At 73.4% G+C, this 26,723-nt stretch carries 8 protein-coding genes and 6 pseudogenes; 3 read left to right on the top strand and 11 right to left on the bottom strand.

The genetic code is table 11. The features are described 5' to 3' along the window. Positions 1-88 precede the first annotated feature (88 nt). From UK94_RS09145 to UK94_RS09140, 3 genes are all read right to left on the bottom strand, one after another. Positions 89-1,876, bottom strand: coding sequence for a M17 family metallopeptidase (locus UK94_RS09145; protein ID WP_235487163.1), 1,788 nt, complete (start codon positions 1,874-1,876; stop codon positions 89-91). A gap of 155 nt (positions 1,877-2,031) precedes the next feature. Beyond that, positions 2,032-2,199, bottom strand: a complete 168-nt coding sequence (locus UK94_RS32310) for a DUF3117 domain-containing protein (RefSeq protein ID WP_011438211.1) — start codon at positions 2,197-2,199, stop codon at positions 2,032-2,034. A gap of 221 nt (positions 2,200-2,420) precedes the next feature. Continuing rightward, the gene (locus tag UK94_RS09140) at positions 2,421-2,819 is read right to left on the bottom strand and encodes a DivIVA domain-containing protein (protein WP_235487126.1); all 399 of its coding nucleotides are present in this window, start codon (positions 2,817-2,819) and stop codon (positions 2,421-2,423) included. Between the two features lie 26 nt (positions 2,820-2,845). Here UK94_RS09140 and UK94_RS45305 point away from each other — a divergent pair. The 3 pseudogenes from UK94_RS45305 to UK94_RS45295 form a co-directional block, all read left to right on the top strand. Then, positions 2,846-3,396, top strand: a pseudogene (locus tag UK94_RS45305) (dihydropteroate synthase); the annotation flags it as partial. 1 nt (position 3,397) lies between these two features. Beyond that, a pseudogene (locus UK94_RS45300) lies at positions 3,398-3,680 on the top strand (dihydropteroate synthase); the annotation flags it as partial. A gap of 1 nt (position 3,681) precedes the next feature. Further along, positions 3,682-3,811: pseudogene (locus UK94_RS45295) on the top strand (dihydropteroate synthase); the annotation flags it as partial. Positions 3,812-3,973: 162 nt separating this feature from the next. On the opposite strand, the gene UK94_RS09130 reads toward UK94_RS45295, so the two are convergent. The 8 genes and pseudogenes from UK94_RS09130 to UK94_RS09065 form a co-directional block, all read right to left on the bottom strand. Beyond that, a complete protein-coding gene (locus UK94_RS09130) occupies positions 3,974-4,621 on the bottom strand; it encodes a TIGR00730 family Rossman fold protein (protein ID WP_055749448.1) in 648 nt (215 codons plus the stop codon). Next, entirely contained in the window at positions 4,618-5,577 is a 960-nt protein-coding gene (locus tag UK94_RS09125) for a TIGR00730 family Rossman fold protein (RefSeq protein WP_011607151.1), read from the bottom strand. Before UK94_RS09125 ends, UK94_RS09130 begins: the two co-directional genes overlap by 4 nt. Positions 5,578-10,524: 4,947 nt before the next feature. After that, positions 10,525-12,159 (bottom strand): annotated as a pseudogene (locus UK94_RS45290) (hypothetical protein); the annotation flags it as partial. An 836-nt stretch (positions 12,160-12,995) separates the two neighbouring features. After that, positions 12,996-14,022, bottom strand: a pseudogene (locus tag UK94_RS45285) (sugar transferase); the annotation flags it as partial. 1 nt (position 14,023) lies between these two features. Further along, positions 14,024-14,468: pseudogene (locus UK94_RS45280) on the bottom strand (sugar transferase); the annotation flags it as partial. Positions 14,469-19,023: 4,555 nt separating this feature from the next. Then, entirely contained in the window at positions 19,024-19,218 is a 195-nt protein-coding gene (locus UK94_RS09085; protein WP_041939826.1) for a hypothetical protein, read from the bottom strand. Positions 19,219-22,276: 3,058 nt separating this feature from the next. Continuing rightward, on the bottom strand, positions 22,277-23,317 hold a 1,041-nt coding region (locus tag UK94_RS45275; protein ID WP_235487124.1), incomplete at its 3' end, for a hypothetical protein. A 1,081-nt stretch (positions 23,318-24,398) separates the two neighbouring features. Beyond that, on the bottom strand, positions 24,399-25,454 hold the full coding sequence (locus UK94_RS09065) for a polysaccharide pyruvyl transferase family protein (RefSeq protein ID WP_055749438.1): 1,056 nt from the start codon (positions 25,452-25,454) through the stop codon (positions 24,399-24,401). Positions 25,455-26,723: the final 1,269 nt, after the last annotated feature.

Raw genomic sequence — 26,723 nt, 5'->3', positions numbered from 1 at the left:
CAGGGCAGGCCGGAAGGCACCGCGGGAACCGTCCCCCTGCAACCCGGTGGCTTCGGCCGCCACGAGATCCCCGTGCTGCCGCCGGTCGCTACCCGACCCGAGCGGACGCGTCCGCCACGGCGGTAGCGGCGGCGGGGTCCGCGGCCAGCCAGCGCAGCAGGGTGCGGACTCCCCAGCCCGTGCCGCCGCGGCTGATCTCGCCGTCGTCGGAGTCGGACCGGGCCGTGCCGGCGATGTCGAGATGGGCCCATGGCAGTTTCCCGGCGAACTCGCGCAGGAACAGCGCGGCGGTGATGGACCCGCCGCCGACGTCCAGCGCCCGGCCGATGTTGGCCAGGTCGGCTACCGGCGAGTCGATCGCCGGCCGGTAGTCCTCGGTGAGCGGCAGGCGCCACACCCGCTCGCCGGCGGACTCGGCCGCGGTGGCCAGCTCCGCGGCGAGATCGTCGTCGGAGCTGAACAGGCCCGCGGTGCGCCGGCCGAGCGCGACGGCGATCGCCCCGGTGAGGGTGGCCAGGTCGACGACGACGTCGGCACCAAGCTCGCCCGCCGCGTAGGCGAGGCCGTCGGCGAGGACCAGGCGCCCCTCGGCGTCGGTGTTGAGCACTTCGACGGTCGTGCCGCCCCAGCAGGTGATGACGTCGCCGGGGCGCATGGCGCTGCCGCCGATCATGTTCTCCGCGAGGCAGAGCAGGCCGGTCACCCGGCCGGGCACGCCGAGCGCCGGCAGCGCGGTCATCGTGCCCAGCACCGCCGCGGCGCCGGACATGTCGGTCTTCATCCCGATCATCGACACGGCCGGCTTGAGCGAGAGGCCGCCCGAGTCGAACGTGATGCCCTTGCCGACGAGGACCCGATGGCGGGCCCCACCGCCACCAGCCCCAGCCCCAGCACCAGCACCAGCACCAGCACCAGCACCAGCACCAGCACCGTCGTACTCGATCCGGACCAGCCGCGGCGGGCGGGGTGAACCCTGGCCCACGGCCCGCAGCCCGCCGAAGCCCTGCTCGGCCAGCTCCCGCGGACCGAGCACCGTCGCGGTGAGGCCGGCCTCGGTCGCGATGCGCACGGCCCGGTCGGCGAGCCATTCCGGCGACTTCACCAGGCTCGGCGTGTTCACCAGATCACGGGCGATGTAGACCCCGAGTGCCACCGCGCGGGCCGCCCGCAGCGCCGCGAGCGCCGCGGGATCCGCCGCGAGGTCGCCGACGACGACCACCTCGCGCAGCGGCCCGCCGACGGCCTCGGCGACGGACGCCGACGCCCCGCCGCCCGCGTCCACGGCCGGGCCGGCGGCGTCGATGGCGGGGCCGGCGGCGTCGACGCCGTCGAGGCCGGCATCGTCCACCGTGATCTCGTTGACGTTCAGCGCGTCGCGACCGGGCGCCTCGGCTGCGGCGCCGGGCGCGACCACGGGCCGGGTCCGGGCGTCCGCTCCGTCGCCCGCGGGACGGCCGGGCTGCCCGGCCCGCTCCAACAGCCCGGAGACGCGGTAGGCACCGAGGGCGGCCCCCTCGGCGAACGCCCGCAGGCCGACCGGCGCGGGCTGCGCGATCACCGCGACCCGCGCCGCCGCACCGGCCCGGCGCGCCACGGCGGCGCCGGCGGCCCGCCAGTCCCCCGGCTGGCCGGCGCCGACTCCCACCACGAGCAGCCGGGTGATCGAGCGTTGCGCGCCGGTGACCGGGACGACCAGCACGGAACCGGCGTCACCGCGCAGGGACTCGGTCTCGACGAGTCGGTCGAGATCCACCCCGAGATCGGCGCCGGCCCGCCGGGCGGCCGCCGCGAGGACCGGCCCGTCCTCCCCCGCCGCCAGCACGACGGCGACGACGGAGGCCGCCGCGTCGGTGGCGCTCCCGGACCGGAGCGTGATCTCCGGNGGCGACCCGATGAGAGCATCGAGCACCGGACTCGACGCGGTTCCGTCCATGGTCATCTGACCCTCCCTCATCGCCGCCGCCCCAGGCCGCCGGGCCGGCCGGCCCCACCCGTCACGGGTCGGCAGCCGGCGCCGGTACGCATCGACAGCTAGCTGACCGCGGTCTTGAGGGCGTCCCCCAGCGCACTCGCCTCGTCGGCGGTGAGTTCCACAACGAGCCGACCGCCCCCCTCCAGCGGGACACGCATGACGATGCCGCGCCCCTCCTTGGTCACCTCGAGCGGACCGTCACCCGTCCGCGGCTTCATGGCCGCCATCGGTGCACCTCTTCCTGCCGTCGGACCTGCGTCTGGCGACGATTATCCCGTAGACCGGACCGCAAACCGAAACACGTCNCCCCGCGGCATCACAACGGTCGGCGGCGACGGCATCGGACGGTGGGCGTCCGGTGTCGACGGGCGCGCCCGCGGTCGGTCTCGCGTGATCCAGATCGACCGTCCGTCAACGGGATGCCGAGACCCGCGGGACGCGGGGCCGGTCAGTCCTGCGGCTTGTCCAGCGGCACGACGGGATGCTCCGGCACCGACGGCGCGGGGCCGATGCGTGCGAAGGTCGCCAGCCGGACGAGTTCGTCGTCGCGCCGGGCCAACTCCTCGTCGCGCCAGGCCACCTCCTCGGCCAGGCGGAGCAGGACGGCGTCGACCTCGGCCATGCGGTAGCCGCGCGGCGCCATCGCGAAGCGCAGCCGGGAGATGTCGCCGGCCGTCACCGTGGCGGCGGGCAGGCCGACGGAGGCGCCGTCGGGCGGCGCGGGGGCAAGCCGGTCGAAGCGGCCGACGGCCAGCGCGGCCACGGCGAACACGACTGCGGCCACGATCACGATCTCGACGACGAGCACCACGGGTCGATCGTGCCATGCCTCGAGGACCCTGGTCACCCCGCCCGATCTGGCAGGCTGACCGGGTGGACGCCGACCCTCCCGAGACGACCGCCCTGACGCCCCGCACCCCGACCGCCCCGACCGCCCCGTCGCCGACCGACCTGCCGCCCCTCGCCCCGCGACAGGGGCCGCTGCGGCTGGGGCGACGGGTGTTCGGACCGTCGGAACTGGTGGTCATGGCCATCGTCAATCGCACCCCGGACTCGTTCTTCGACCGGGGCGCGACGTACGGGGAGGCCGCGGCGCTCGACGCCGTCGACCGTGCCGTCGAGGACGGGGCGGAGATCATCGACATCGGCGGGGTCAAGGCGGCCCCCGGCGGCGAGGTGAGCCCGGCCGAGGAGCTTCGCCGGGTGGGCGGCTTCGTCGCCGCGGTCCGCGCACGCCATCCCGACCTGGTGATCAGCGTCGACACCTGGCGGGCGGCGGTCGGCCGCGTGGTCGCCGGGGAGGGCGCCGACCTGCTCAACGACGCCTGGGGCGGGGTGGACCCGCAGCTCGCCGAGGTCGCCGCCGAGTTCGGCACGGGCCTGGTCTGCACCCACGCCGGGCATCTGCCACCCCGGACCCGGCCNCACCGGATGACCTACGACGACGTCGTCGCCGACATCGTCACCACGACGACCGGCCTCGCCGAGCGCGCCGCGTCGCTGGGGGTGCGCGCCGACGCGGTGCTCATCGACCCGGGCCACGACTTCGGCAAGAACAGCCGGCACTCGCTGGAGGCCACCCGGCGGTTGCCGGAACTGGCGGCCACCGGGTGGCCGGTGCTCGTCGCCATGTCGAACAAGGACTTCGTCGGGGAGACGCTGGACACCGGGGTCGACGAACGCCTGGAGGGAACCCTCGCCGCGACGGNGATCAGCGCCTGGCTCGGCGCCCGGGTCTTCCGCGCCCACCAGGTGGCCGCGACGCTGCGGACGCTGCGGATGGTCGCGGCGATCCGCGGCGACGCCGACCTTGCCGTCGCCCGCCGCGGCGTCGTCTGACCCGCCCCCGCCCGCCGGCCGACCCGACCGGCGCAGTGGGCGCGTCCCGACCGCCCGACTGCTTGTCCAGAGGGATAAATCGGGCGCGGAACCCTCCGGACAAGCAGGGAGCGCGGCGCGGCGCCCCCGCCCGGCCGGGCAGGATGCCGGCCGCCGCGACCGTCAGTCGCCCTCGATGATCTCTCGGTCGGTCGGCTGGGGCGGGGCGGTGCCGGCAGCGGCACCGGCACCGGCACCGGCACCGGCACCGGCGGGCACGGTGCTCGGCGGCGCGGCGGCGGCCTCCAGGTGGTCGAGGGCCTCGTCCACGCTGTCGGCCCAGATCAGCGTGTCGCGTGCGACCGGCCGGACGAACCCGCTCTCGACGAGCCCGTCGACGAGCAGCCGCAGGTGGCCGAAGACCCCGCCGGGGTCGAGGACGACCACGGGCTTCGTGTGCAGGCTCAGCACCCGGGCCACCCAGATCTCCAGCAGCTCCTCCAGCGTGCCCAGCCCGCCGGGCAGGGCGAGGAAGCCGTCGGCGCGGGCGTCCATCAGTGCCTTACGCTCCCGCATCGTGTCCGTGACGATCAGTTCGTCCGCGTCGGTGTCGCTGACCTCCAGCGCCAGCAGCGCGCGCGGGATCACCCCGATGGTGTGGGCGCCGCCGGCCCGCGCCGCCCGGGCCACCGCCCCCATGCACGACACCGAGCCACCGCCGGACACCAGGGTGTGGCCGCGCCGGGCGAGCTCCGCCCCGGTTCGGGCGGCCAGCTCCACATGGGCGGCGTCGATCGCGGACGAGGACGCGCAGTAGACGCAGATGTTCACGGTTCGGGCACCTCCGGGCGGGGCGGCTCGGCGTGCCCGGCCGTCCCCCGCACGATGATGCGCACCGCCTCGTCGACATCGTCGGTTATCGCCAGGATGTGCAGGTCCGACTCCTTGATCAGGCCGGCCGGCAGGACGGTGGAACGCAGCCACCCCACCAGGCCCGACCAGTACTCCGACCCGATGAGGACCACCGGGAACCGGGTGACCTTGCCGGTCTGGACGAGGGTGAGCGCCTCGAACAGCTCGTCGAGCGTGCCGACCCCGCCGGGCAGGATCACGAACGCCTCGGCGTACTTCACGAACATCGTCTTGCGCACGAAGAAGTACCGGAAGCTGACCCCGAGGTCGACCCAGTCGTTGAGCCGCTGCTCGAACGGCAGCTCGATGCCGAGGCCGACCGACAGCCCGCCCGCCTCCTGGGCGCCGCGGTTGACCGCCTCCATCGCCCCCGGCCCCCCGCCGGTGATGACGGCGAAGCCGGCCTCGGCAAGCGCGGCGCCGAGGCGGCGCCCCTGGGCGTAGATCGGGTCGTCCGCGGTGATGCGCGCCGAGCCGAAGACCGTCACGGCCCGCGGCAGTTCCGCGAGCAGCCCGAAGCCCTCGACGAACTCGCTCTGGATGCGCATCACCCGCCACGGGTCGCCATGGACGAAACCCGACGGGCTGCGGGTGTCGAGCAGCCGCTGGTCGGTGGTGGAGCGCTCGATCTGCCCGCGGCGGGCGACGACCGCGCCGCGGACCTGCTCCGGCGGCGGGTAGCGGCGCTCCCGACCCGACGGGACGGCCGGACTGGCGCCGACCCGCGGGCCCGCGGGCGGGGCGTCGGTCCGCGGGGCCGCGGGCGGGGCGTCGGTCCGCGGTGTGGTGCCGGTCGCATCCTCCTCCGGCGAGGGCGGGGGCGCGGCCGGCTGATCCGGATCTGAGGGCGGCATCACCACGGAACCATAGGACACGGCTGGAACATCGCCAGATGACGTGGCCCACGTCCGCGGATCCCCGCCGGCACGCCAGCCCCGGGCGGGTGCGCGGGGGTCAGGGCGCGGTGTGGACGGTGAGATCGGCCACCGACCACCAGTGGTCGCTCACGGCGACGGTGAGCTGCACCCGGACGTAGCGGGCGGTGACCGGCGGGAAGGAGACGGCGGCCCGGGGACCGTCGTCGCCGCGGGTCGCGACCGTCCGCCAGGTGGTCCCGTCGACGGAGACGCGCACCACGTACCCCCGCGGTTGGTNACCGACGCTGGGGCCGGCGTCGAGGTCGACGCCGCTGACCGGCGTCGGGGCGCGCAGGTCGGCCTGCAGCCACATCCCCGGTTCCTGAGGGTAGCCGCTGGTCCAGCGGGTGCCGGGCAGGCCGTCGGCGGCGAGGGCGGGCGCGGTGTCGGTGCAGCAGGCGCTCACCGCGACCGTCGAGGCCGACATGCGCGGTCCGGACGCGGCGGCGGCGGCGTCGCGCAGGCGGTGCACGACCGGCCGGACGGCGGCGTACCAGGCGTCGCCGAGCGCGTTGTAGCCGGCCTGGTCGGGGTGCAGCCCGTCGACGTAGTGCTCGGGGCCGACCATCGAGGACAGGTCCACGACCGAGACGTCCGCGCCGGCGGCCCGGCGTGCGGCGACGACGCCGGGGATCGCCGCGTTGAAGGCCGCCCAGGTGGCGTCGTGGCCGTTGTGCATCGGGACGAGGGTGGACACCAGCACGGCGACGCCGGGGCGGGCGGCGAGGATCGTGCCCAGCAGCGCGTCGAGCCGGGCGGCGGCCTGCTGGGCGCTGGCTCCCTCGTTGATGTCGTTCGTGCCGGCCATGAGCAGGACGACGTCGGGCCGCGCCGAGCCGACCCAGGCAGCCGCCTGACGTTGCAGCGCGTCCAGTCGCCAGCCGGGATGGCCCTCCTCCCGCTGGTCGCCCAGGTCGGGTGGGCCGCCGCGCTGGGAGCCCACGAACACGACCGGCTCACCGTCGTTCTGCACCAGCCGGTGCCACAGCTGGGTGCGCCAGCCGCCGCTGGTCACGAACCCGTCGACGAGCGAGTCCCCCAGCGGCATCACCCGGACGCGGTTCTGCGCCCCGGCGAGCGCACCGCCGGGACCGGGATGCCCGGGGACGGGACGCGGGGCGGTGGGGACGCCGGAGGCGGCGGAGGCGGCGGCGAGCCGGCGGCCCGGCCAGGAGAACGAGGCCATGGCACCGGGCGGGACCCGNGCGGCGAACGACACCCTGCCGTCGTCGACGGTGACCGCCGCCGGCACCGTCCCCGGGTTGTAGGCGACCAGCGCGCGCGATCCGTCCGGGTTCACGAAGGCGACGTTCTGCAGCCCGCCGGGTCCGGGCGAGGCCGTGTCCACCCGGACGGCACCCGGCTCGGTGACCTTGGCGAGTTGGCCGAGCGCGTAGTACTCGGGGCTGTACGTCACCTTTCCGCTGCGCCGGTCGATCGTGACCAGGCCGCGGCAGCTCGGGCAGCCGCCGAGCTTGGGCCCGCCGGTCTCGTCGAGCGCCACGTTCCAGTAGGCGACCGTGGCGGCGCCGTTGCGGGTCGCGCCGATCACCATGTTCTGCGCGCTCCAGCGCAGGCTGTCGCCGAAGCCCTTCGACCAGGACCCGCTGGAGCACTCGGTGACGTACTGGGCGAGCGTCGGCGCCTGGCCGCGCAGCACCGCCTGGGCGGACGGGTCCCCGCCGTAGCAGTGCGAGGCGATCCCAGCGATCCACGGCGCCGCCGCGGGGTCGCTGAGCACCTGCAGGGCGTAGGAGCCGAAGTCCCAGTTCTGATCGGAGACGGCTATGCGGGTGCTCAGCCCGGCCGCGCGCAGCGCCGGACCGAGCGCGGCGATCACCGCCGCCTCCTGCTGGGCCGTCATCGGCATGGCGGGATGGTTCCCGGGCGGCGCCAGCGGTTCGTTCAGCGGCGAGATCAGGTCGACCGGCACGCCGCCGTCCGCGTAGGCACGGGCGTAGGCGGCCAGGTAGGCGGCGAAGGCGGCGGTGTCCTCGGGCCGCAGGGGACCGCCGGAGGAGCCGGACAGCGTGTCGCCGGTGCGCATCCAGGCCGGGGCGGTCCAGGGCGTCGCCATCACCCGCAGTTCCGGGTTGAGTGCGCGGGCCTGGCGCAGCAGCGGCAGCACGTGCTCCTCGTCGCGGGCGACGCTGAACCGCCGCAGCCGCGGGTCGCGCTGGCCCGCGGGAACGTCGTCGTAGGTCACCGCGGTCCGGGAGAAGTCGCTGGCCCCGATCGGCTGGCGCAGGAAACTCAGCCCGGCGCCGGCGTCCCGGTCGAACAGCGAGCGCATCAGCCGGCGGCGCTCGGGCGGCGACAGCCTCGTGTCGATCAGATACGTGGAGGAGTCGGTCAGGGCGGCCCCGACTCCCTCCATGACCTGGAAACGCCGGTCCGGCTCGACCCGTAGGACACCCTGCCCGGTGGCCGGCCCGGTCGACGGAAGCAGTCGCACGTCCGGCTGGCGGTCCAGGNGGTGCGCACCGTCCGCGCTGGTCAGCCATACCGAGGCGGACGGGTCNGGGTCGGGTCCCACCACGCCGAGCACGATCGACACGGCGACGACGACGGACAGCAGCCCGATCACGGCGTACGCGAAGGGGCGTGACCGCGGCCGGGACGCGGCTACGATCACGTCGGGCCGCGGGGCTCGTTGCATGGTCGGCTCGGGCATGGTGCTGATCCGTCAGCCCTCGTGCCGGGGACCGTAGTACGAGCGCAGCCGACCGTCCGGTTGGAACAGGGCCTTCAGTTCGCCCGCGGGCCGTTCGAGGATGACGTAGCTGACCCAGCCGAACGGCACGGAGACGACCACCAGCAGCAGCGCCACCCAGGGGAACGCCGTCGCCTGGTGGCTCAGCAGGTGATGCGTGTCGAGGTAGAGCAGGATCGGCTCGTGCCACAGGTACACGCTGTAGCTGACGGTGCCGACGAACATCAGGGGGCGGGCCGCGAGGGCCCGTCGCCACCAGGCCCGCGGAGGCGCGAACAGCGAGCTGCCGAGCAGCAGGGTGAACGCGACCATCGCCAGCAGGTTGAACTCGGTCGACGTCCGGGCGTCCTCGGCCCGGATGGCGCAGCCCCAGGCGAGGATGGCCAGCGCCACGAGCCGGACGGGAACGAGCCACCGCGCGCGCACGGCCCGGTCGCCCCACCGGGCGTGGGCGACGGCGAGGAACATCCCCATGGCGAACATCTCCGCCTTGGCCAGCGGGTTGAACCAGATCGCCCAGCGGTCGGACGGCTGGTGGGCGAGCTCGAGCGCCCACCAGTGGTAGGCAAGCGAGCCGACCAGCATCACGGTGGGCGGCGTCGCGATCGCCAGCGCCCGCACGGCCGGACGTGACCGGGCGGNCAGCCAACCCCGCAGGGCCAGCAGGATGAGCGCGACGGCGACGTAGAAGAAGATCTCCACCGAGAGCGACCAGGCCGGGCCGATCGTGTAGAAGATGCGACGGCTGTCGAAGACCTGGGTGAAGGTGAGGTGTTCCACCAGGTCGCGCCAGTCTCCCGGCAGGTCGGGGTTGCGGTAGGTCCAGACGAGCAGGGTCGCGAACCAGTACAGCGGCAGGATGCGCACGGCGCGGCGCAGCAGGAAGACCCGGGGGCTGCCCACCCGCCGCCCGGCGAGGACCTGGCGGGCTGCCGGGGCGTAAAGCAGGAAGCCCGACAGCAGCAGGAACAGACTGACGAGGCCGTCGAGGTTGAGCAGCAGCCGGCCCAGCGGCGTCCCGGCGTAGGCGTAGCCGTCGGGTGACGAGCCGGCCGAGTCCCCACCGGCGCCCTCCCGGCAGAACTGGTAGGCGTGGAAGACCACGACCCCCAGGNCGGCGACTCCCCGGTATCCCTCGAGGTCGTCCATGCGCGCCAGCCGCCCCGGCGCAGGCGTGGACGGTGCCGATGGCGGCGACGTGGACGGCGACGGCGACGTGGACGGCGACGGCGACGTGGACGTGGACGGCGACGTGGACGTGGACGGTGTGAGCAGGCCGGTCATGGTCAGGCCGACTCCCGCCGGTAGGCCGGGCTGGGCACGGGCACCTGGCGCGGGGTGACCCGCCACTGGCGCTCTCCCCCGATCTCCTTGATCTGGGCCACCCGGGCCAGGCCGTTCTTGTACTCGGTGTAGAAGAAGCCGGCGAACAGGGCGTAGACGAGGAACCACCGCCGACGCCGGCGCACGTCCGGGTGGGCGAGCAGATAGGCGAAGAGGCTTTGNGCCACGCCGACTCCCATCGTGACGAGCGTGAGGAACAGGAAGAACGGCATGGCCCAGTNCACGCCCTGGCCGGGCTCCGGATGCAGCAGCAGATACCCCAGCAACGGGAAGATCTGGATGGAGATCCACGGGTAGAGCTCGCGCCAACCGAACAGGAACGCGGCGCCGGCCTTCTGCCGGCGGTTGAGCACGGGGGAGGCCAGGGCCATCCCGAAGTACTTCCGCGAGACCTGGAACCAGCCCTGGGCCCAGCGCAGCCGCTGGCGGGTCAGTGCCCGCAGCGTGGTCGGCGCCAGTTCGAAGGACAACAGCGCCGGATCGGAGGCGATGCGAACACCGGCGAGCAGGGATCGGACCGAGGAGTCGATGTCCTCGGTCAGCATGCGGGGGCGCATCCGGACGCGGCGCAGAATGTCGGTCCGCCAGTACCCGTTGGATCCGCCGAAGATGCCGAAGCCGTGCAGCTTCGCCCGCCCCGGATGGCCCACCGCGTACATCGACTCGAACTCCACCGCGACCATCCGCGACAACCAGCTCGCACCGCCGTTACGGATGACGCAGTGCCCCTGCACGATGTCGTAGGAATCGGCCAGCCATCGCCATGCCCGCGTCACCGAGTCCGGCGCCGGATGGTGGTCGGCATCGAAGACGCCGGTGAAATGACCGGTGGCGATTTCGAGGGCGGNATTGACGTTCTGCGCCTTCGAGGTGCTGCCCGGCACCCTGAGCACCACCAGCCGAGGATGTTCGTGTGCCATCGCCTGGAGCACGGACTCGACCGGCAGTGCATGCGGGGTGTTGTAGGCGAGGATCACCTGCAGGGGTCCGGCGTAGCGCAGGCGCAGGAACGCCTCGAGCGTGTCGATGATCGTCGCCGACTCGTTCGGCAGGTACGCGGCGATGATGACCGTCGCCGGCGGCGGGTCTCCCGGCGGGAGCGCCGGCGGCCGGACCGGGTCGAGCGCGAGCAGACCCTCGACGTAGATCGACCCGGCGGTCGCCACCAGCGCGAGCACGATGAACGCGTAGGCGGGGCCGAGCACGTCGACGCCGAACTGGGCCGTGAGCGTGTAGTAGAGGTAGGGCAGGCCGACGGCGAGGACGACGCTGAGCAGGGCCTGCGCGGCGGTGGACCCGATCCACCGCCTGGCCGTCCGCCAGGCCGCCACCGCCGCACCGGCACCGGCACCGGCACCGGTGGAGAACCCGCCGAGGCCGGCGGCCACCTCCCCGGAAGGCGCTCCGAACGGCCCGTCGAACCCGGACGGGGCTCCGGACGGTGACCCGGCCACGAACGGCGCGCCGGCCACGAACGGCGCGCCGAGCAGCGCCCCGGCCCCGGCCGGCATCTCGGCCGGCATCTCGGCCGGTTCTCCGGACGGCTCCCAGGTGCAGGGCTCCAGATCGAGGCGGCTGGCGGCGGTCGCGGCGGCGGCCCTGGCCCGGCTGATCAGCACGGCCGGATCCGTCCTGCCCACGCCGACCAGGCCGATGGCGGGCGTGATGCGCAGATGCTCCTCGGCGTCGCCGGCGGTCACCGTGACCGACCGGCTCGCCAGCGCGGCGCCCAGCTGCTCCAGCTGCTTGCGGGCGCGGGCCGCCGGTGCCGCCGGCAGGACCCACAGCAGCTCCCCGTTGCTGCGCGGCGCCGGCGGCCTGGCCAGGCCCAGTTCCGTGACGGTGACGTCGCGGATCCGGCCGACCAGCTCCCAGGTCGCCTGCGCCCCGAGGCGCTCCCGGACCCGCCCCAGCTCGCTGACCCGCAGGCAGACCAGCACACCCTCCCGCCCGACCAGGCGCAGCCGCCGTCCGGCGCTCTGCTGGACGGCGACGTCGTCGAAGATGTCCTCGTCCTCGAGGGCGAGTTGCGCCAGCCCCCGCCGGTTGCGTTCGACCCTGCGCTGGATGGTGGCGACGAGGCGCCGGGCGACGGCGTCGAGGTCGTGCATGGTCAACCGCCCCGGCTGCGGCACCTGCTCCTCGCCGGGCCCGCCGACAGGGGGCGCCGCCGGCCGATCGGTCGGCACGATCAGAGGCGTGTCGCCCCGGCGCGCCGCCGGGATGAGCCCGGCGACCAGTTCCTGACTGACGACGATCTCGTTGGCCGCGGGCTGCTCATCGCCGCCTCGCTCGTCCTCGTCCGGCAGCGCGACGCGCACCGCCAGCCCGTGATCCTGGAGCAGGTCGGCGAGGTACTCCGACTCGTTGCGGTCCCGTAAGGAGACGCGAATCCGCAGGCCGGCCGGTGCAGCGCCGACGGCGGCCGGCCGAGGGGCCGCACGCACGCGGTGCCGGCCCGCGGCGCCGCGCTCAGCGCCCACGACGAATCCTCACTCGCAGCGCCGACGGCCGACGCCGGCTCGCCGATGTCACCGACATCGCCGTCCTCGAACAAAAGAAAAAGATAGGCATATCTTCCCCCGATATGGCCTCTGCACGGTTCCCCCGGAACCTGGGATCAGGCCGCTGACATTCCGGCCTCCACGGCAGCCCGGCCGCACCGAAACAGAACTCGGTCAGCAGCGGGATCAATACCGTGGCGCCGGCGCCCACCTTACGGCCGAGACACCGCCGCATACGACCATCAATGCTTCCGACGCCCATCTGTGACCCATATCACGCCATGGCGTAGATTCCTGTAAATGAGATTCGCGACCGCGCCGACGATACCTCAATCGGGGCATTGACAATATCCGCGGATCAACGTTCGAATACGGCCACGCGCCGACATTCAACACCCGTCGCACAGCGGATTTATTTCAGGAGACAGAGATAGGTCGTGTATCCGATTGCAATCCGAGGGCGTGCAGCGTCACGTGAACCGGACCTGTCACGACGCTGTGGGGGCGACGGCCCGCAGGTCGGAGCGGGTGCGTGGGAGAGCCGCCGCCACCGTAACTCTTCTAGACGGTTTGGCGTCCGATTCATCGATACCAAACAACGACGTGGCTTCGTTCCCACGCACAGCTCCCGCGCGGCGGTGCCGGCGCAGCGCCGGGCGGCGAGGCGAGCGCCGTCCGCCAACGCACACCGTCGCCGAACAGCGGAAAGGAGAACGTGTGAGCGGCTGAACCAGCTGGTGCCAGAAGCCGGCTACCGGCTCCGCCGCAGCGGCCAGNGGTAGCGGCCAGCGGTAGNGGCCCAGCGGCCCAGCGGATCAGTACGCTCCCTCGCGGCGCAGCACCGCGAACATCGTCCGCCAGAGGATGTAGAAGTCCATCGCCAGCGACCAGTTCTGCACGTAGCGCAGGTCCAGTCGCACCGACTCGTCCCATTCCAGATCGGACCGACCGCTGATCTGCCACAGGCCGGTCAGACCGGGCTTCACCATCAGCCGGCGGTGCACGTCGTCCTCGTAGCGGGCGACCTCCGCCGGCAGCGGCGGCCGCGGGCCGACCAGCGACATGCTGCCCCCCACGACGTTGAAGAGCTGCGGCAGCTCGTCCAGGGACCACTTGCGCAGGAACTTCCCGACCCGGGTGATCCGGGGGTCCTCGCGCATCTTGAACAGCAGGCCCTCGGCCCGCTCGTTGCGCGACTCCAACGCCGCCTTGCGCTGCTCGGCGTCGACGTACATCGAGCGGAACTTGTACATCGTGAAGTGCTCACCGCCCCGGCCCACCCGCACCTGCCGGAAGATCGCCGGGCCGCGGCTGGTGAGCCGGACGGCCAACGCGAGGGCGGCCAGCAGCGGCAGGCACAGCAGCAGGATCCCCGCGGCCACGCTCCGGTCGAACAGGCCCTTCATGGCGCGCCGGGTACCGCTGAGTTCCGGCTCCTCGACGTGCAGCAGCGGCAGTCCGGCGACCGGGCGGATCGAGATGCGCGGCCCGGTCACGTCGGTCAGCGCCGAGGAGACCAGGACATCGACCTCGCTACCCTCCAACATCCACAGCAACCGCCGCAGCCGCTCGCCGTCCATCTGCGGGCTGATCGCGACGGTCGTCGCCGCCGTCTGCGCGATGGCGGTGTGCAGGCTCTCCGAGGTCCCGACGATCGGCACCCCCAGCAGGTCGAACCCGACGCGCTCCGGCGAGTCGTGGCTGTGCCGCCCCGGCGACCGGTCGAGGACGACCCCGACCACCGACCAGCCGGCGGTGGGCTCACGCTGCGCTATCCGGATCATGGATGCCGCGGACTCCCCCGCGCCGACGACCAGCACGCGGTGCAGGCAGCGCCCCGCCNGGCGCAGCCGGTGCAGCCCGGCTCGCGCGCCGACCCGCAGCGCCACCGTCAGTACCAGTGCGGCGGGGAACGCGATCAGTACGTAGGCGCGGGCGAGCTCGGCCTTCGTCGCGTAGGACAGGACGGCCACCACCGCGGTGAGCTGCGCGGCGGCGTTGAGCACGCGGCGGAACTCCTCGGATCCCCCGCCGAGGAAGCGGCTCTCGTAGGCCCGCCCGAAGAACATCGACAGAACCCACGCGAGCGGCAGCAGCACCGACATCAGGATGTAGGGCCGCGCCGACACCGGCTTGAGGTCGAACTCGACCAGGCCGCCGAACCGGACCAGATAGGCAACCCCCACCGCCACCACGCAGGCGAGGGCGTCGGTGACGATGAGCAGCCGGGTGTAGGGACGCTCCCACGGAACCGTGGCCCGGTAGCCGCCGTCGGCCCGCGCGTCCAGGTCGGGCNGATCGGACGGATCGGGTAAACCGGATAGGCCGGGAGGATGGGACAGGTCGCCGGCGGTGGAGCCGGGTCCGTCCGCCGGCCTGGGTGCGGTGGCGATCCCCGCCGCGTCCGGCTGGGCCGCGCCGGGGCCCCGGCGGCCGGCACGATCGGCCGCCGGCGGCGGGGGAACATCCCCGATCACCACCGCCAACTGGGCACGCTGGTTCGGAATCCGCCGCCCGGGCCGGCTCGGCGCGACGGACGACGCGCCGAGCGTCGCCGCCCCGGCCGGGACCCCCGCCCGGTCGTCGGGCCGGTAGCCACCGTCACGTCGGGTCACTGAACGGCCCCTCGCCGATCCTGATCATCGCTGAAGACGGTGTCGGTCACTCGGAAAACCCCCCGCGGTCACGACTTCTTCGGACGGNCCACAGCCCGACGGGAGGACGACCAACCGGGCTGTGTGCCATGTCAGCGCATGACAACGACACCCGCTGTGCCGATCGACGAACCCCCCACTGGTGCACGTCGCACCACCGGCTTGTCGGACCCCCATCCAGCCGGNCCCGTGCGTGCAAACCAACTCTAACGTCCGGCGAGGGAGCGAACCATCGGACCTCGGTGGAATGCGTCATGCGCGTGACAAAAATTGCGGTAGGCCCGAATCGCTTGAGCCGGTACACCCCGCCCACCCCGGGCCCCGGTCCGGCCCGACTACGACCATTCCCGGCGGGGGATAAGCCGGAAAGATAATGACATATCATAATAATCCGGCCTGGGTTGCCTGGCGCACTCTCACGCCGGCCCTCCCGTCGGCGTCCCCTTCCCACGTGCCCCCGCCCTGGTGAGGGCGCCCCGCGCCCGGGCCAGCCCGGTGAACACGCCGTCGAGGCCGCCGACGATGTTGCCGCCCGCCCCCGCCACGGGGTCGACGACCAGCGGGCTCGTGCGCAGGACCGCCGTCGTCAGGTGGTCGTAGAGCGCCTCCCGGTAGGTGTACCGGGAGTGGAAGGCTTCGCCCGTCACCGCCGCGAGCACCTCCAGCAGGCCGCAGGTCTTCAGGGCGTTGAACAGGCTGCGGTCGGGCACCTCGGCGTCGAGCAGCGCGGGCAGCGCCGGCAGGTCGAGCTCCAGGCCGCCGAGAAGATNCGGGCCGTCGAGAAGGTAGCCNTCGGGCCGGGCGTCCCCGCGGGGCCGCAGCACGTGCACCGGGCCGTGCCCGGCGCCCGCCCCCACGGCCCCCACGCGCGCGGAGTCCGTGATCACGCCCTTCTCGCCCGTGATCGTCGTGGTCCCCCGGGCCTGGTCGTACGGCTCGGTGATGCGACCGCGCAGCCCGCGCCGCAGCCGGAAGTCGAAGCGCACGTCGGCGCCGGCCCGCCGTCGGGTGGCCACGGTGACGTGGTCGAAGTCGGCCAGCGACCGGATGAGGGCGAGCCCNTGGTAGCGGTAGCCGGAGTGCGCGAGCTCCACCGAGCGCACCTCGCCGATCAGACCGTCGGCGACCGCGCGGCGGGCGAGGGTCCACTGCGGGTAGTTCATGTAGTCCTCGGCCACGACCACCCGGGCGAACGACCGCAGGGTCGCCATCGCCGGCAGGTGGGCGGCCTGCCCGAACACCGGGGTGTCCAGGACGACCGAGAGCTGCGGCGCCCGCTCGGCGAGGTCGCGCAGCACCGCGCGCACCGCGGTGGTGGAGACCGAGACGACGACCGTGTCGACCGCGTCGAGGACCTCGGCCGGGGAGCCCACCACCGGCACCCCCCACGGCGCCGCCGCGCGTTCGGCGTGCTCCCGGGTGCGCGACCACAGCCCGACGAGCTCGAACTGGTCGCGGCGCTGCGCGAACGCCGGCAGGAAGTTCTTCCGGATCCGTCGCCCGGACCCGATGATCAGGACCCGGCGCCGGCCCACCCCCGCGGCTGCCATCAGCCGACCGGCAGCCGGTACTTGACCGCGCTGACGCGGTGCCACAGGGCGTCCGCGCGGCCGACCTCGACCACCGAGTTCGGCACCAGATCAGCCGCGGGCGGGGGCGGGGTCGCCGGATCCGCCGGCTGCGGAAGCTGGCGCGGCGCCGCNGGCCCGCCCCGCCCGACGCCGAGCAGGAAGCCGAGGTACTCGTCCGCCGGGTTGACGGCCGTGCGGGCCCGGGCGAACTCGGGCAGCTCGATCCGGTCGTTCGGCAGCGACGTGGCCTGGATCGACAGCTTGAGCACGCGCCGGCGGACGGGGCTGAGGTTCGGCGTCGCGCGGTGGTAGAAGGAGCGGTTCCACACGAAGGCGGTGCCGGCCTGGCCCTGCACCACGACCGAGCGGTTGCCGGCCGCGATGGCCTGCGCCGGCGGCAGCGTCCTGAGTTCGAAGCCACCGGAGCCGCTCGCGACGTCGCTCAGGTAGACGAAGATGCTGATGTACTGGGGCGCCGCCGCCGGATCGTACAGCCGGATGGTCTCGGTGTCCCGGTGCCAGCCGCCCAGGCGCCCCGCGTGGATGTGCGAGCGCTCCTGGTTCGCCGCGGTCTCGTAGACGTGGCAGTGGTAGAGCACCGCGTCGGGGATCAACGCACGGATCGCCCGGCGCAGCGGCGTGGAGAACACCTCCTCGGCGATCCCGAGCGCCACGAGCCGGTCCGCGCCGACGTAGGCCCGCGCCTGATCCGCCTTCTCGGCGAACTCGCGGTCAAGGATCTCGTTCCACCGCGCCACGGTCTGCGGCGGGTAGAGATCGGGGACCGAGAAAATGCCCGCGGTCCGCAGTCGGGCGCGGTAGTCCGCAGCCTGCCCCGTATTCACACCATCCTCCTTCTACGTCGTTCCCTGGTCGTCATCGAGTCATGGGGACATGGAACAAACATGGGACATGGGACATGGGACGTGGGGAATCGTCGGTACATTCCGGGAAACGGCTGTCATGCCGCGGCCGCCGGCAGNGGCAGGCGCAGCCGCTGCAGGGCCNCCCGGATCTCGGGGTAGGCGACGTCCTGGACGGCCACCCCGCGGCGGATTCCCGTACCCGCGGCGATGGCCGCCACCTGGCCGAGCATCATGAGCACCGGCTCCATCCGCAGCGAGGACCAGGCCACGTGGGAGGAGGAGACGCAGACCGGCACGACCAGGTTCACGCACTCCTGGCGCCGCGGCAGGATCGAGCGCAGCGACACCGTCCACGGGCCGGGCACGGGGACGTCCACGCCGCCCTCGTTGACGAGGCAGTTGTTCGCCACGACCCGCTGCACGGCGTGCGAGTCGACCTTGAACGACGCGTAGGCGATCGGGTCGGGGCAGCGGCGGGTGCCCGACGCGTCGGCCTCCGTCGCGACGTAGTCGCTGACCATCCGCCTGGCCTCGCGCACGTAGAGCTGGCGCGGCCAGTTGTCGCTGTCCACGAACTCGTCGGCGGCGAGGCCGAGGGAACGGGCCTGGGTGCGCTGCCAGGCCGGCACGGCGGGATCGTTCGCGAGGAACCAGAGCAGGCCCTGCTGGTAGGCGAGGTGATCCTGGTAGATCTGCTCGCGGCGCGCGTAGTCCGCGGTCGCCCAGTTCGCCGAGCCGCCCACCAGGTTGGTGGAGACCGGGCCGCTGTTGTTGAGGTCGTACTTCCGCCCGGGCAGCTCGACCAGGAAGGACATCACGTTGCGGTTCCNGGCAGCCAGGTAGCGCCGGTGCAGCTCGTACCGCTCGGGGTCGTAGGCCGCCGGCTTCGGGAACGGCCGCGCGTTCGACCCGGCGTGGNCCAGGCAGAGCCGGAAACAGAAGTCCATCCCGAGNGGACTCTGCTGCCCCGTCGTCCCCAGCCCGTTCGCCGAGACGTCGGGCAGNAGGCCGCTGGTCGGATCGCCGTCGCGGCGGTAGGGGCTGACGCAGGACAGGAAGGTCGAGCCGGCCGGGCGGTTCTGCACGCCGTTGAGGGTCTCGCCGTACTCGCCGTTGGACTCCCGCCCGGTCACGAAGGCGACGCGCGCCGCGGCCAGCAGGTCACCCTCGTAGCTGGCGTCCACGAAGGCGTTCGCCCGGTGGGTGCCGCCGCCNTCGGTGTTGATCCAGCGGATCCTGTTTCCGCTGAGCACGACCTCGGCGAGCCGCTGACGGGTCAGGACCCGCACGCCCGCCTTCTTCAGGACCGCGACGAAGACGTCGCGGGCGACGTGCGGCTCGAAGTTGTACACCGGCCCGGTCGAACGGTAGTGCTCGCCGATCGCGGCGAAGATCTCCCGGGCGAATCCGCCGATGGTCGACGTGTAGCCGGTGTCCGTGGCGGACAGGCCGCCCGACATCATCCCGCCGATCTCGTCGTCGAAGGCCAGCAGCGTGGTGCGCAGGCCCATCCTCCGGGCCTGCACGGCCGCGGCGATCCCCGCCGGCGTCGCACCGTAGACGCACAGGTCGGCGTCCGTGCGGGGCGCCTGACCGTTGTCGACCGGGCCGAGGTAGTGCGCCGGGGAGTCCGCGTGGTCATCGCCGCATCCCGCCAGCGCCAGGGCCCCGGCCGCGCCCAGTCCCAGCAGGAGGATCTCCCGCCGGCTGCGGCCACGCCCACTCGTCGTCGACCCCCCCGGCCGCCGGGTCTCACCCATGTGACACCCGCACCCAGCAGGCGGCGAAGGCCGCCACGGCGACCACCGGGAGACCGACGTTCATCAGCCGGCCGACCCCCCGGGCACGGGAGGACCGCGCCTCGCGCAGCAGATCCACACCGATCGCGAGACCCGCCGCCAGGCAGACGAGCACCAGCCCGATCCGAATCACGTTGTGCTGGTCCATCGACCCTCCCTCATCCTTCCTGGTCCACCGAGAGCACCGGGCGGGTCGACGCGTCCACACGCGATGTCCGAAGTTCGCCGTCCACCTCGCGCGCAAGAATGATCGCGTCCGGACTGTTCCGGATGCGGTGGTATCCGGNGGACCGTTCCAGAGAGGCCGCGTCGGCCGCCGCCCACTTCTCGGGGCGNGATTCCGACTCCCGGCCGTACGCGTCCTGCGCCCGCGTGATCAGAATGTAGTCGGGCTTCAACTGCAGAGCGCACTGATACGGATCGACGACCGGTTTGCACTTGCTCTCCAGATTTATCAACGACANCCGGCCGAGATCGTCGTTCTGTCCCGGGAAGAAGCCGTTGAGAACGCCGATGGTACTGCCCGTGGGAGCCAGGTCGTAGAGCTCCTGGGTGGCCGCGACCTCCTCGTGGGAGAACCAGACGAACTCCTCGTTGCCGCCCCGGCAGACGAGCTGGACCGCGACCGCCCCGGTGCACACGACCAGCAGGAGCGCCGACAGGCGCCGGGAGAGCTCCGGCCGCGGCGGGCGAGCCCGCCGGATGCGCAGCTGAACGGTCTCCTCGCCGGAACCGGCCGTCCGGGCGCGCGGGCGCCGGCGGGCCAGACCGCCGCGGCGCCGCCCGCGGCGGACGAGCGCGCCGAAGTCGGGGTCGGGAGCGGGCAGGAAGGCCGCGGCGCACAGGGCGCACAGGAACGGCAGCGCGAACAGGTAGGCCCGCAGCAGCGCCTCGCCGCCGTAGGACTGCAACGCCAGCAGTCCGAACGGCGCAATGGCCGCGGCCTGCGCCACCGCGCCGAGCCGCCAGCGCCGCCGTCGCAGCGAGCCGATCGCGGCGCCGGCGAAGAGCACCCCGACCACCACGATGCGCAGGAACGCGATCCGCAGGTGGGTCGGCGAGCCCTGCACCCGGTTCGACAGGGTCTGGTTGACCGTCCCACCGACCCCGCCCACGTCGCCGGTGACGACCGACAGGTGGCCGCTCCAGAAGTCGACCGCACCGAACGTGAAGTAGCCGACGAACAGGATCGGCACCAGCAGGACGAGCCCCCGCCCGCGCAGCCGGCCGGTGAGCAGCAGGCTCACGAGCAGCAGCGTCAGCAGCGGCGGGGAGAGCTGATGGCTGGCCACGACGGCGAAGGCGAGGACGGCCGCGCACCCCAGCAACGCCATCTGCTGGCGCGGCCCGAGGGCTGGCGGGGGCGGGTCGAGCAGCGCGCGCAGCCGATCGCGCCGCCCGCGCACGCCGCCGCCCGTGGACCCGCCGACCACGGGCGCGCGCCGTCCGCTCGTGCGCAACGCGATCACGAGTACCACCAGGGACAGCAGGTACGCCGCCCCCTGCGGGGAGAGGTATTCCTGGTCCGCCCAGTCGGCGCAGAGGAACAGCCACAGCGCGAGCCAGGTCGCCCGGCGGCTCAGNCCGAGCTCGCGGAAGATCATCGCGAGGCAGGGCAGGTAGGCGAGCATGAACACCACGGAGGCGTAGAGCAGCAGGTGGCTGGCGTCGCCGACGCCGGCGGTGTTCATCAGCACGGCGACGCCGGCGAAGAACCCCGGCCAGGAGAACCGTGCGTCGTAGTGGTGGAGCACGGTGCCGTTGTCGTGGATGTAGTTGATGAAGCCCGCGTGCCGCCACGAGGTGGGCAGCCGGGAGGTCTGCTCGACGACGGGGGACACCCCGTAGATCGCCACCACCAGCGCGCAGGTCGCGGACGCCAGCAGCCAGGTCCGCGGGCGCGCGGCGCCGAGCTCCCAGACGAAGGCGGCGGCGAGCGCCACGATGCCGGCCGCGTACCGCCAGTCGAGGGCGTCGACGATGCCGAGCGCGCCGATCCGGTGCGGATCCGCGGCGGCCATCGCCCAGCCGATGAGCACGGCGGCCACGGCGAGCAGCGCCACCGGCGCGGGACCGCGCGTCTGCCCGGGGGCCGCCGACGCGGTCCGGCCCGCCGCGGCGTCGCGGTCGGTGCCGACGGCTTCCGCCCGCTCCCCCGCTTCCTTCCCCGGCCGCGTGTACGCATCCGTCGTCACGAGGGACCCACCCCGCCACCGCGGGCATCGGGACATGCCGCGATCACGCTCCGCTCCCCCGCAGGCCGTCCCGCACCGCGCCGTCCCGCACCGAGCCGGCCCGCCGCGAGCCCGACCGCCGCGCGCTCGCCCGCTCCGAGTCCGACCGATCCCGGCCCGACCGCTGCGAGCCCGGCCGCGCCGCCGACCGACGTCCCCGCCAGAGGTCGACGGCCAGCGCCGCCAGCGAGACGAGCGCGAGGACGACGACCAACGCGAGGGGATGCCACGCGTCGGACCACAGCATGAGCTGGGCGCCGGCGATGGTCAGCGCGATGGACAGCGCGCCGCCCGCGCAGCCGATCAGGACCGGGCTGTCCAGCCGGGCGAGCAGGAGCAGCGGGACGCCGGGAATCGTCACGTGGAAGGCGAGCGCCAGCACGACCCGCATCGCTCCCCCGGTGTCCGCCGCCTCCAGCAGGGGGNCGATCACGCTGAGCAGCCCCAGGGCGCTCACCCGGAGCGTCACCGCACGCCAGGGGGTCATCAGGGCCGCCCCAGCGACGCGGTGGCCGCGGCCGGCCCGCTCGTGACGACGGCGTCCGTCGCACGAGAGGGAGCCGGCGTCAACCGGACGTACTTCGCCACACCGACCGCGTCCGACCCGACCGCGTCCGGAACACCGACCGCACCGACGGCGCCGGCGTCGGCCAGGGCGTAGATGCGCGTGTCGGCGTTGTGGTACCAGAGCCGGAACGAGGGCGACCGGGCCACGGCCGCCTCCAGCCGCCCGAGCGCGCCGGCCGGTGCGAGCTGGAACGTCCGGACGTAGGNGTCCCCGCTGTCGGCAAAGGCGAGGTATCCGCGACTGGAGTACTTCCTGATCTCCGACACCACGGTGCTCACGTCCGCCGGACCCAGATCANGCCCCCGCAGGTCCGGATTAAGCAGCATATTCGGTTCGTCACCGTTCTTCATGTGGATGAACTCGTCATAGTTGGGCCCGTAGCTACGGGGAAAGTTGGGGGCGGNGCACATGAGCACGGAGCCCGACAGCGCATGCCCGTAGAAGTAGTCGCTCGCCGCCACGGTGCCGGCCGGCATGTAGTTGAGTTCCTCCTGGCCGAAGAAGGCGGGCAGAAAGGCTCCCGTGCAGGCCAGGGCCACCACCCCGACCCGCCGTGCCCGCACCACCGGCAGGACCGGCTGGACCGGCGTGACCGGCATCACCGACACCGCCGAATCCGCCCGCCTCGCCCGCCTCGCCGCCGGTCTCGCCGGCACCGGCCGCGGCTCGCTCCGGACCATGCCGCTGGCGATGGCCACCGCCGCCCAGGGCAGCGAGAACAGGTAGACCCGGAAGATCGCCTCGCCCCCGTAGTCCTGCCCGAGGACCAGGATCGCGGGCGAGACGAACAGCAGGCCGAGCACGCCGGCCCCCGGCCGCCGGCGCAGCCGGCCGCGCACGACCGCCGCGGCGGCCAGCAGCCAGACAAGCATCGACAGCGCGGTACCGGCCCGTGCGTGCAGTGCCTTCCCCGGTAGCGGCGTCGCGCCGTACGGGTCGACCCGCCGCAGGTTCTGCAGGGGATCGGGCGAGGAGGCGACCCCGAAGTGGCTGGTGATGTAGTGCAGGTTCGGGATCAGGAAGGCGACGGCTAGCGCCGCCATCAGGACGACGAGCAGCCACGGCCGCACCAGGCCGGAGGCGACGAGCACCACCACGCTGACCACGATCAGGTACGGGGTGAGCTGGTGGGAGACCACCACGGCGGCCTGCAGCAGCACCGCGACGACGATCGCCCAGCGGCGCAGCGTGGTCGCGTCGGCGACGGCCGTCGCCCCTCGCCCCGGGGGCCGGCAGAACTCGACGAGTAGACAGTAGATCGCCAGGGCGAGGGTGAGCGCGAGGCCCTGGGGTGCGAAGTAGCTCTGCCCGACCCAGTTGCCCGCGACGAACACGAGCGCGGCCACCCAGCCGAGACTCACCGAACGCAGGTACGACCGGCCCAGGCACGACACCAGCAGCGCGGAGACGGAGACGAAGAAGACCTCCGCCCACTGCGCGAACACCAGCGGATCCGTCGTCCGGGTCAGNCCCGAGAGGAAGGCGGCCACGGCGAAGAAACCGGGCCACCGCTGGTAGATGTCGACGTTTCCGTCGAGGGAGTGGTGCGCCAGGATGTAGCGCGTCACGCCGACGTAGTTGTACACCCAGGAGTAATGCGGCACGGAATACACCAGCGGAGCCGTGCCGAAGAGCACGAACACGATCCCGAAGAGGTATCCGGCCGCCGCCGCCCGGTTGACCACGGGCCGGGTCAGCACGGCGACCGCGCCCGCCAGCAGCAGCGCGAGCGCCAGATACCAGGTCGCCGGGAGCACGGTCAGCATGCCGTACTGCCCCATCCGCCCCGGATCCACCCGCCCGACGCTGACCGCGAACAGGACCGCGGCGAGGACGCCGGGAGCCACGAGCAGCCCCACGGCGGCGACCCGCGGCCGCGGCGATCCCGCGCGCCCCTCGGCCTCGACGCCACCGGTGCGGCGCGCGATGGGTGCGGTGTGCACCCCGGCGTCGCCCCGTGCGAGGGGTGCGGTGGGGGCACCGACGCCGCCGCGCGGGATGTACGCGGTTGGGGCGGCATCGGTCGGGACGGCATCGGTGAGAGCACCCGCGACGGGCTGGCGCGCCTCGCCGCTCGCGGGTGNNGACCGGGATCGTCGCGCGTTGACCACGATGATCGCCACCGACAGCACGACCAGCACGGCGGCCACCGCGTCCGGATGCCAGATCCGCAGCCACAGCAGCACGCACAGCACGACGGCCTCGACGGCGAGGCTGACGCACACCGCCAGGCCGGNCCAGAGCGCCTTATCCCTGATCGCCACGAAGCTGAGAACGGCCGCACCCGGCAGGAGCAGGACCGCCGGGAGGATCACGACGGCCCGCAGGCCGCCGGGAGCATCCAGCGGCAGCACCACGAGACAGATCAGTCCCAGGCCGACCGCCAGGCGGGCGCGAACTCCGCTCATCTGCACGTGAACCTGTCTCCGCTGGGTGGATGCCGGGGGAAGCCGGGGGGATGCCGGGTGGACGTCACTGGCGGGATGGACACGCCGACGCCGGTGAGGGTCGGGGCGCGCCCGGCGCCTACCCGGCGGCGTGGTCGAGGCCGAGCTGATCGCCGATGCGCGTCAGCGCCGCGCGCAGGGCCGCGCGGCGCGCGTCGACGGCGATCTGCAGCCGCATCACGTGGTCCGTGCGGTCCGCGTCGACCTTCTCCACCAGATCGACGAGCGACTCGGCGTCGACCTCGTCCGTGCGCAGGAGGAACCGCTCCTGACCGAGGGAGGCCATGAAGTCGTCGCACTTGGGCTGATAGCCGATCGCGATGGTCGGCACGGCGGCGCAGCAGGCCAGGATCGCCGCGTGCAGCCGCTGGGCCACGAGCACCGAGCAGCCGCGTACCGAGTGCAGGTAGGTGTCCGGATCCACGGTGACGTACACCTCGGTCCGGTCGGTCACCCCGGCGTCGGCCAGCAGCCGCTCGGTGTAGGCGCGGTCGCTGTCGTTGGCGAGGAAGGCCCGGAACCGCCAGCCGCGCCGGGCGAGCTGGCGCAGCGCGCCGGCGAGCTCCCGGCCGACCCGTTCGGGATCGTGCCCCCACATGTCGTCGCCCCAGCCGACGTTGAGGCCGAGTACGCCCGCGTCCACCGACCGCGGCAGCGGGCCGGGTTCGAGCAGCAGGGCCGGATCCCCCACGACCTCGCTGACCACGCCGATGGTCCCCAGCAGCTGCGCGGAGCGCGGTCCGCGCACGGTCACCCGGTCGAACTGCTCCAGCAGCGGTCGCCACCGGCGTAGCTCCCCGTTCGCGGAGAACGAGTTACGGCCCTGGAACACCGGGTCCTCGACGCCGGCGCCGAGCATGTGGAACGGGCGGCGCCCCGCGAGCCGGCCGCCGGTCAGCAGGTGGACCCGCCAGTTCTTGCGACCGATCACCGTCCCGCCGCCGAGCACCAGGGAGGCATCCCTGAAGCTCAGGTGCCGACGCTCCCGCAGGTGGCCGGGGAGGTCGCCGGGATACAGCGGCAGGGCGGCGATCCGCGCCTGCGGGAACGCCCGCCTGTAGACGAGCTCGATCGCGTCGTCGCCGAGGTTCCCGCGACCGGCGTAACCGAGATAGGCGAGTGCGACTTTCTGCATCTCTACAAGACCGTCCTCATGTGGTGATCCGAATGCGGTGACGCCAGCCGGCGATCCCGGCGGCCGGTCTGACCGCTCGGTTCCGGCGACGACCGCGGGGGGTCGAGCTCGCCGCCGGCGCCCGCCGGATCAGCGACGTACTCCCGCGCCGGGTAGTCGCGCGCCGGGTAGTCGCGCGCCGGGTAGTCGCGCGCCGGGTAGTCGCGCGCGGACGGCATCGCCGGGCCGGCACCGCGCGCGGGCGATCCTGGTGGGCGCGCACCGGGCTGGCGGGGGTCGGTCTGGTGTGGGCCGGAATGGTCGGCCTGGCGGGGGTCGGGCAACGACGGCCGGCGCTCGATGAGCCAGGTCGTCTCGGAGTCGGGCAGGTACGAGTCGGGGTCCGGCAGGTACGGGTCGGGGTCCGGCAGGTAGGGATCGGACTGTTCGGGTGCCGCCAGACTCAGTTCCCGGACGTCCGCGTAGGGCAGGGGCAGCACCGGCCGGCCGCGGGTCGGTGCGGGCTCGCGCAGCCCGGCGCGGGCGGCGTCGGGTGCCGGCGACGGCCGGCGCAGCGCCTTGACGTAGATCGGCACCACGGCCAGTGCGATCACCACGTGGCAGGCGAGGTAGGCCAGCCCGATGGCGGTCAGCCCGTGGGATCCGACGATCAGGGCGGTCGTCAGCAGGCAGACGCTGACGGACCCCTGGATGGCCAGCAGCAGCCGTGCCTTGCGCTGCACCCGGCTGATCGTCACCGCCAGCAGGATCGTGGCCCGGAAGATGGCGCCCAGGGCGAGGCAGNCCAGCAGGTTCGTCCCCTCGTGGGAGTACTCGCTGCCGAAGACGCCGAGCAGGGTGCCCGAGAAGATCGCCGTGAGCAGCGCGACCGGGACGATGAACGCCAGCAGGAACTTGACCATGCTGAGGATGTGCGCGCTGACCCGGGAGGACTCCCGGGTGCCCTCGACGGTCAGGGACGCGGTGGCTCCGCCCATGAGCTGGTCGAAGACCGAGACCAGGTTCCACGACGTGTAGAAGTACGCCGTGGCCTCGTAGCCCAGCCGGGCGGAGACGATGACGGGCAGCAGGGTGGTGGCCGCGAGCTGGACCAGCCCGCCGGCCATGTCGCTGATGATGTACCAGTCGGCCCGCCGCCGCGGTGCGGCCGCCGCCGCGACCGCCACGGGCAGCGGCCCGGTCCGCGCGTCGGGAACGCCCTTCTTGGGCAGCACCCGGCGCCAGACGAGTGTGTTGATGACGAGGACGAGCAGGAAGACCNGCGCCGTC

The sequence above is a fragment of the Frankia sp. AvcI1 genome, assembly GCF_001420875.1.
GTDB classification, from domain to species: Bacteria; Actinomycetota; Actinomycetes; order Frankiales; family Frankiaceae; genus Frankia; species Frankia alni.
Note: the sequence above shows the minus strand (reverse complement) of the source record. Positions and strands in the feature narration are given on the sequence as shown.

Bases quoted from the DNA above. Each gene is read 5' to 3' on its own strand.
- UK94_RS09085 (WP_041939826.1), bottom strand. From the start codon at position 19,218: ATGGACCAGCACAACGTGATTCGGATCGGGCTGGTGCTCGTCTGCCTG.
- UK94_RS09065 (WP_055749438.1), bottom strand. From the start codon at position 25,454: ATGCAGAAAGTCGCACTCGCCTATCTCGGTTACGCCGGTCGCGGGAAC.
- UK94_RS32310 (WP_011438211.1), bottom strand. From the start codon at position 2,199: ATGGCGGCCATGAAGCCGCGGACGGGTGACGGTCCGCTCGAGGTGACC.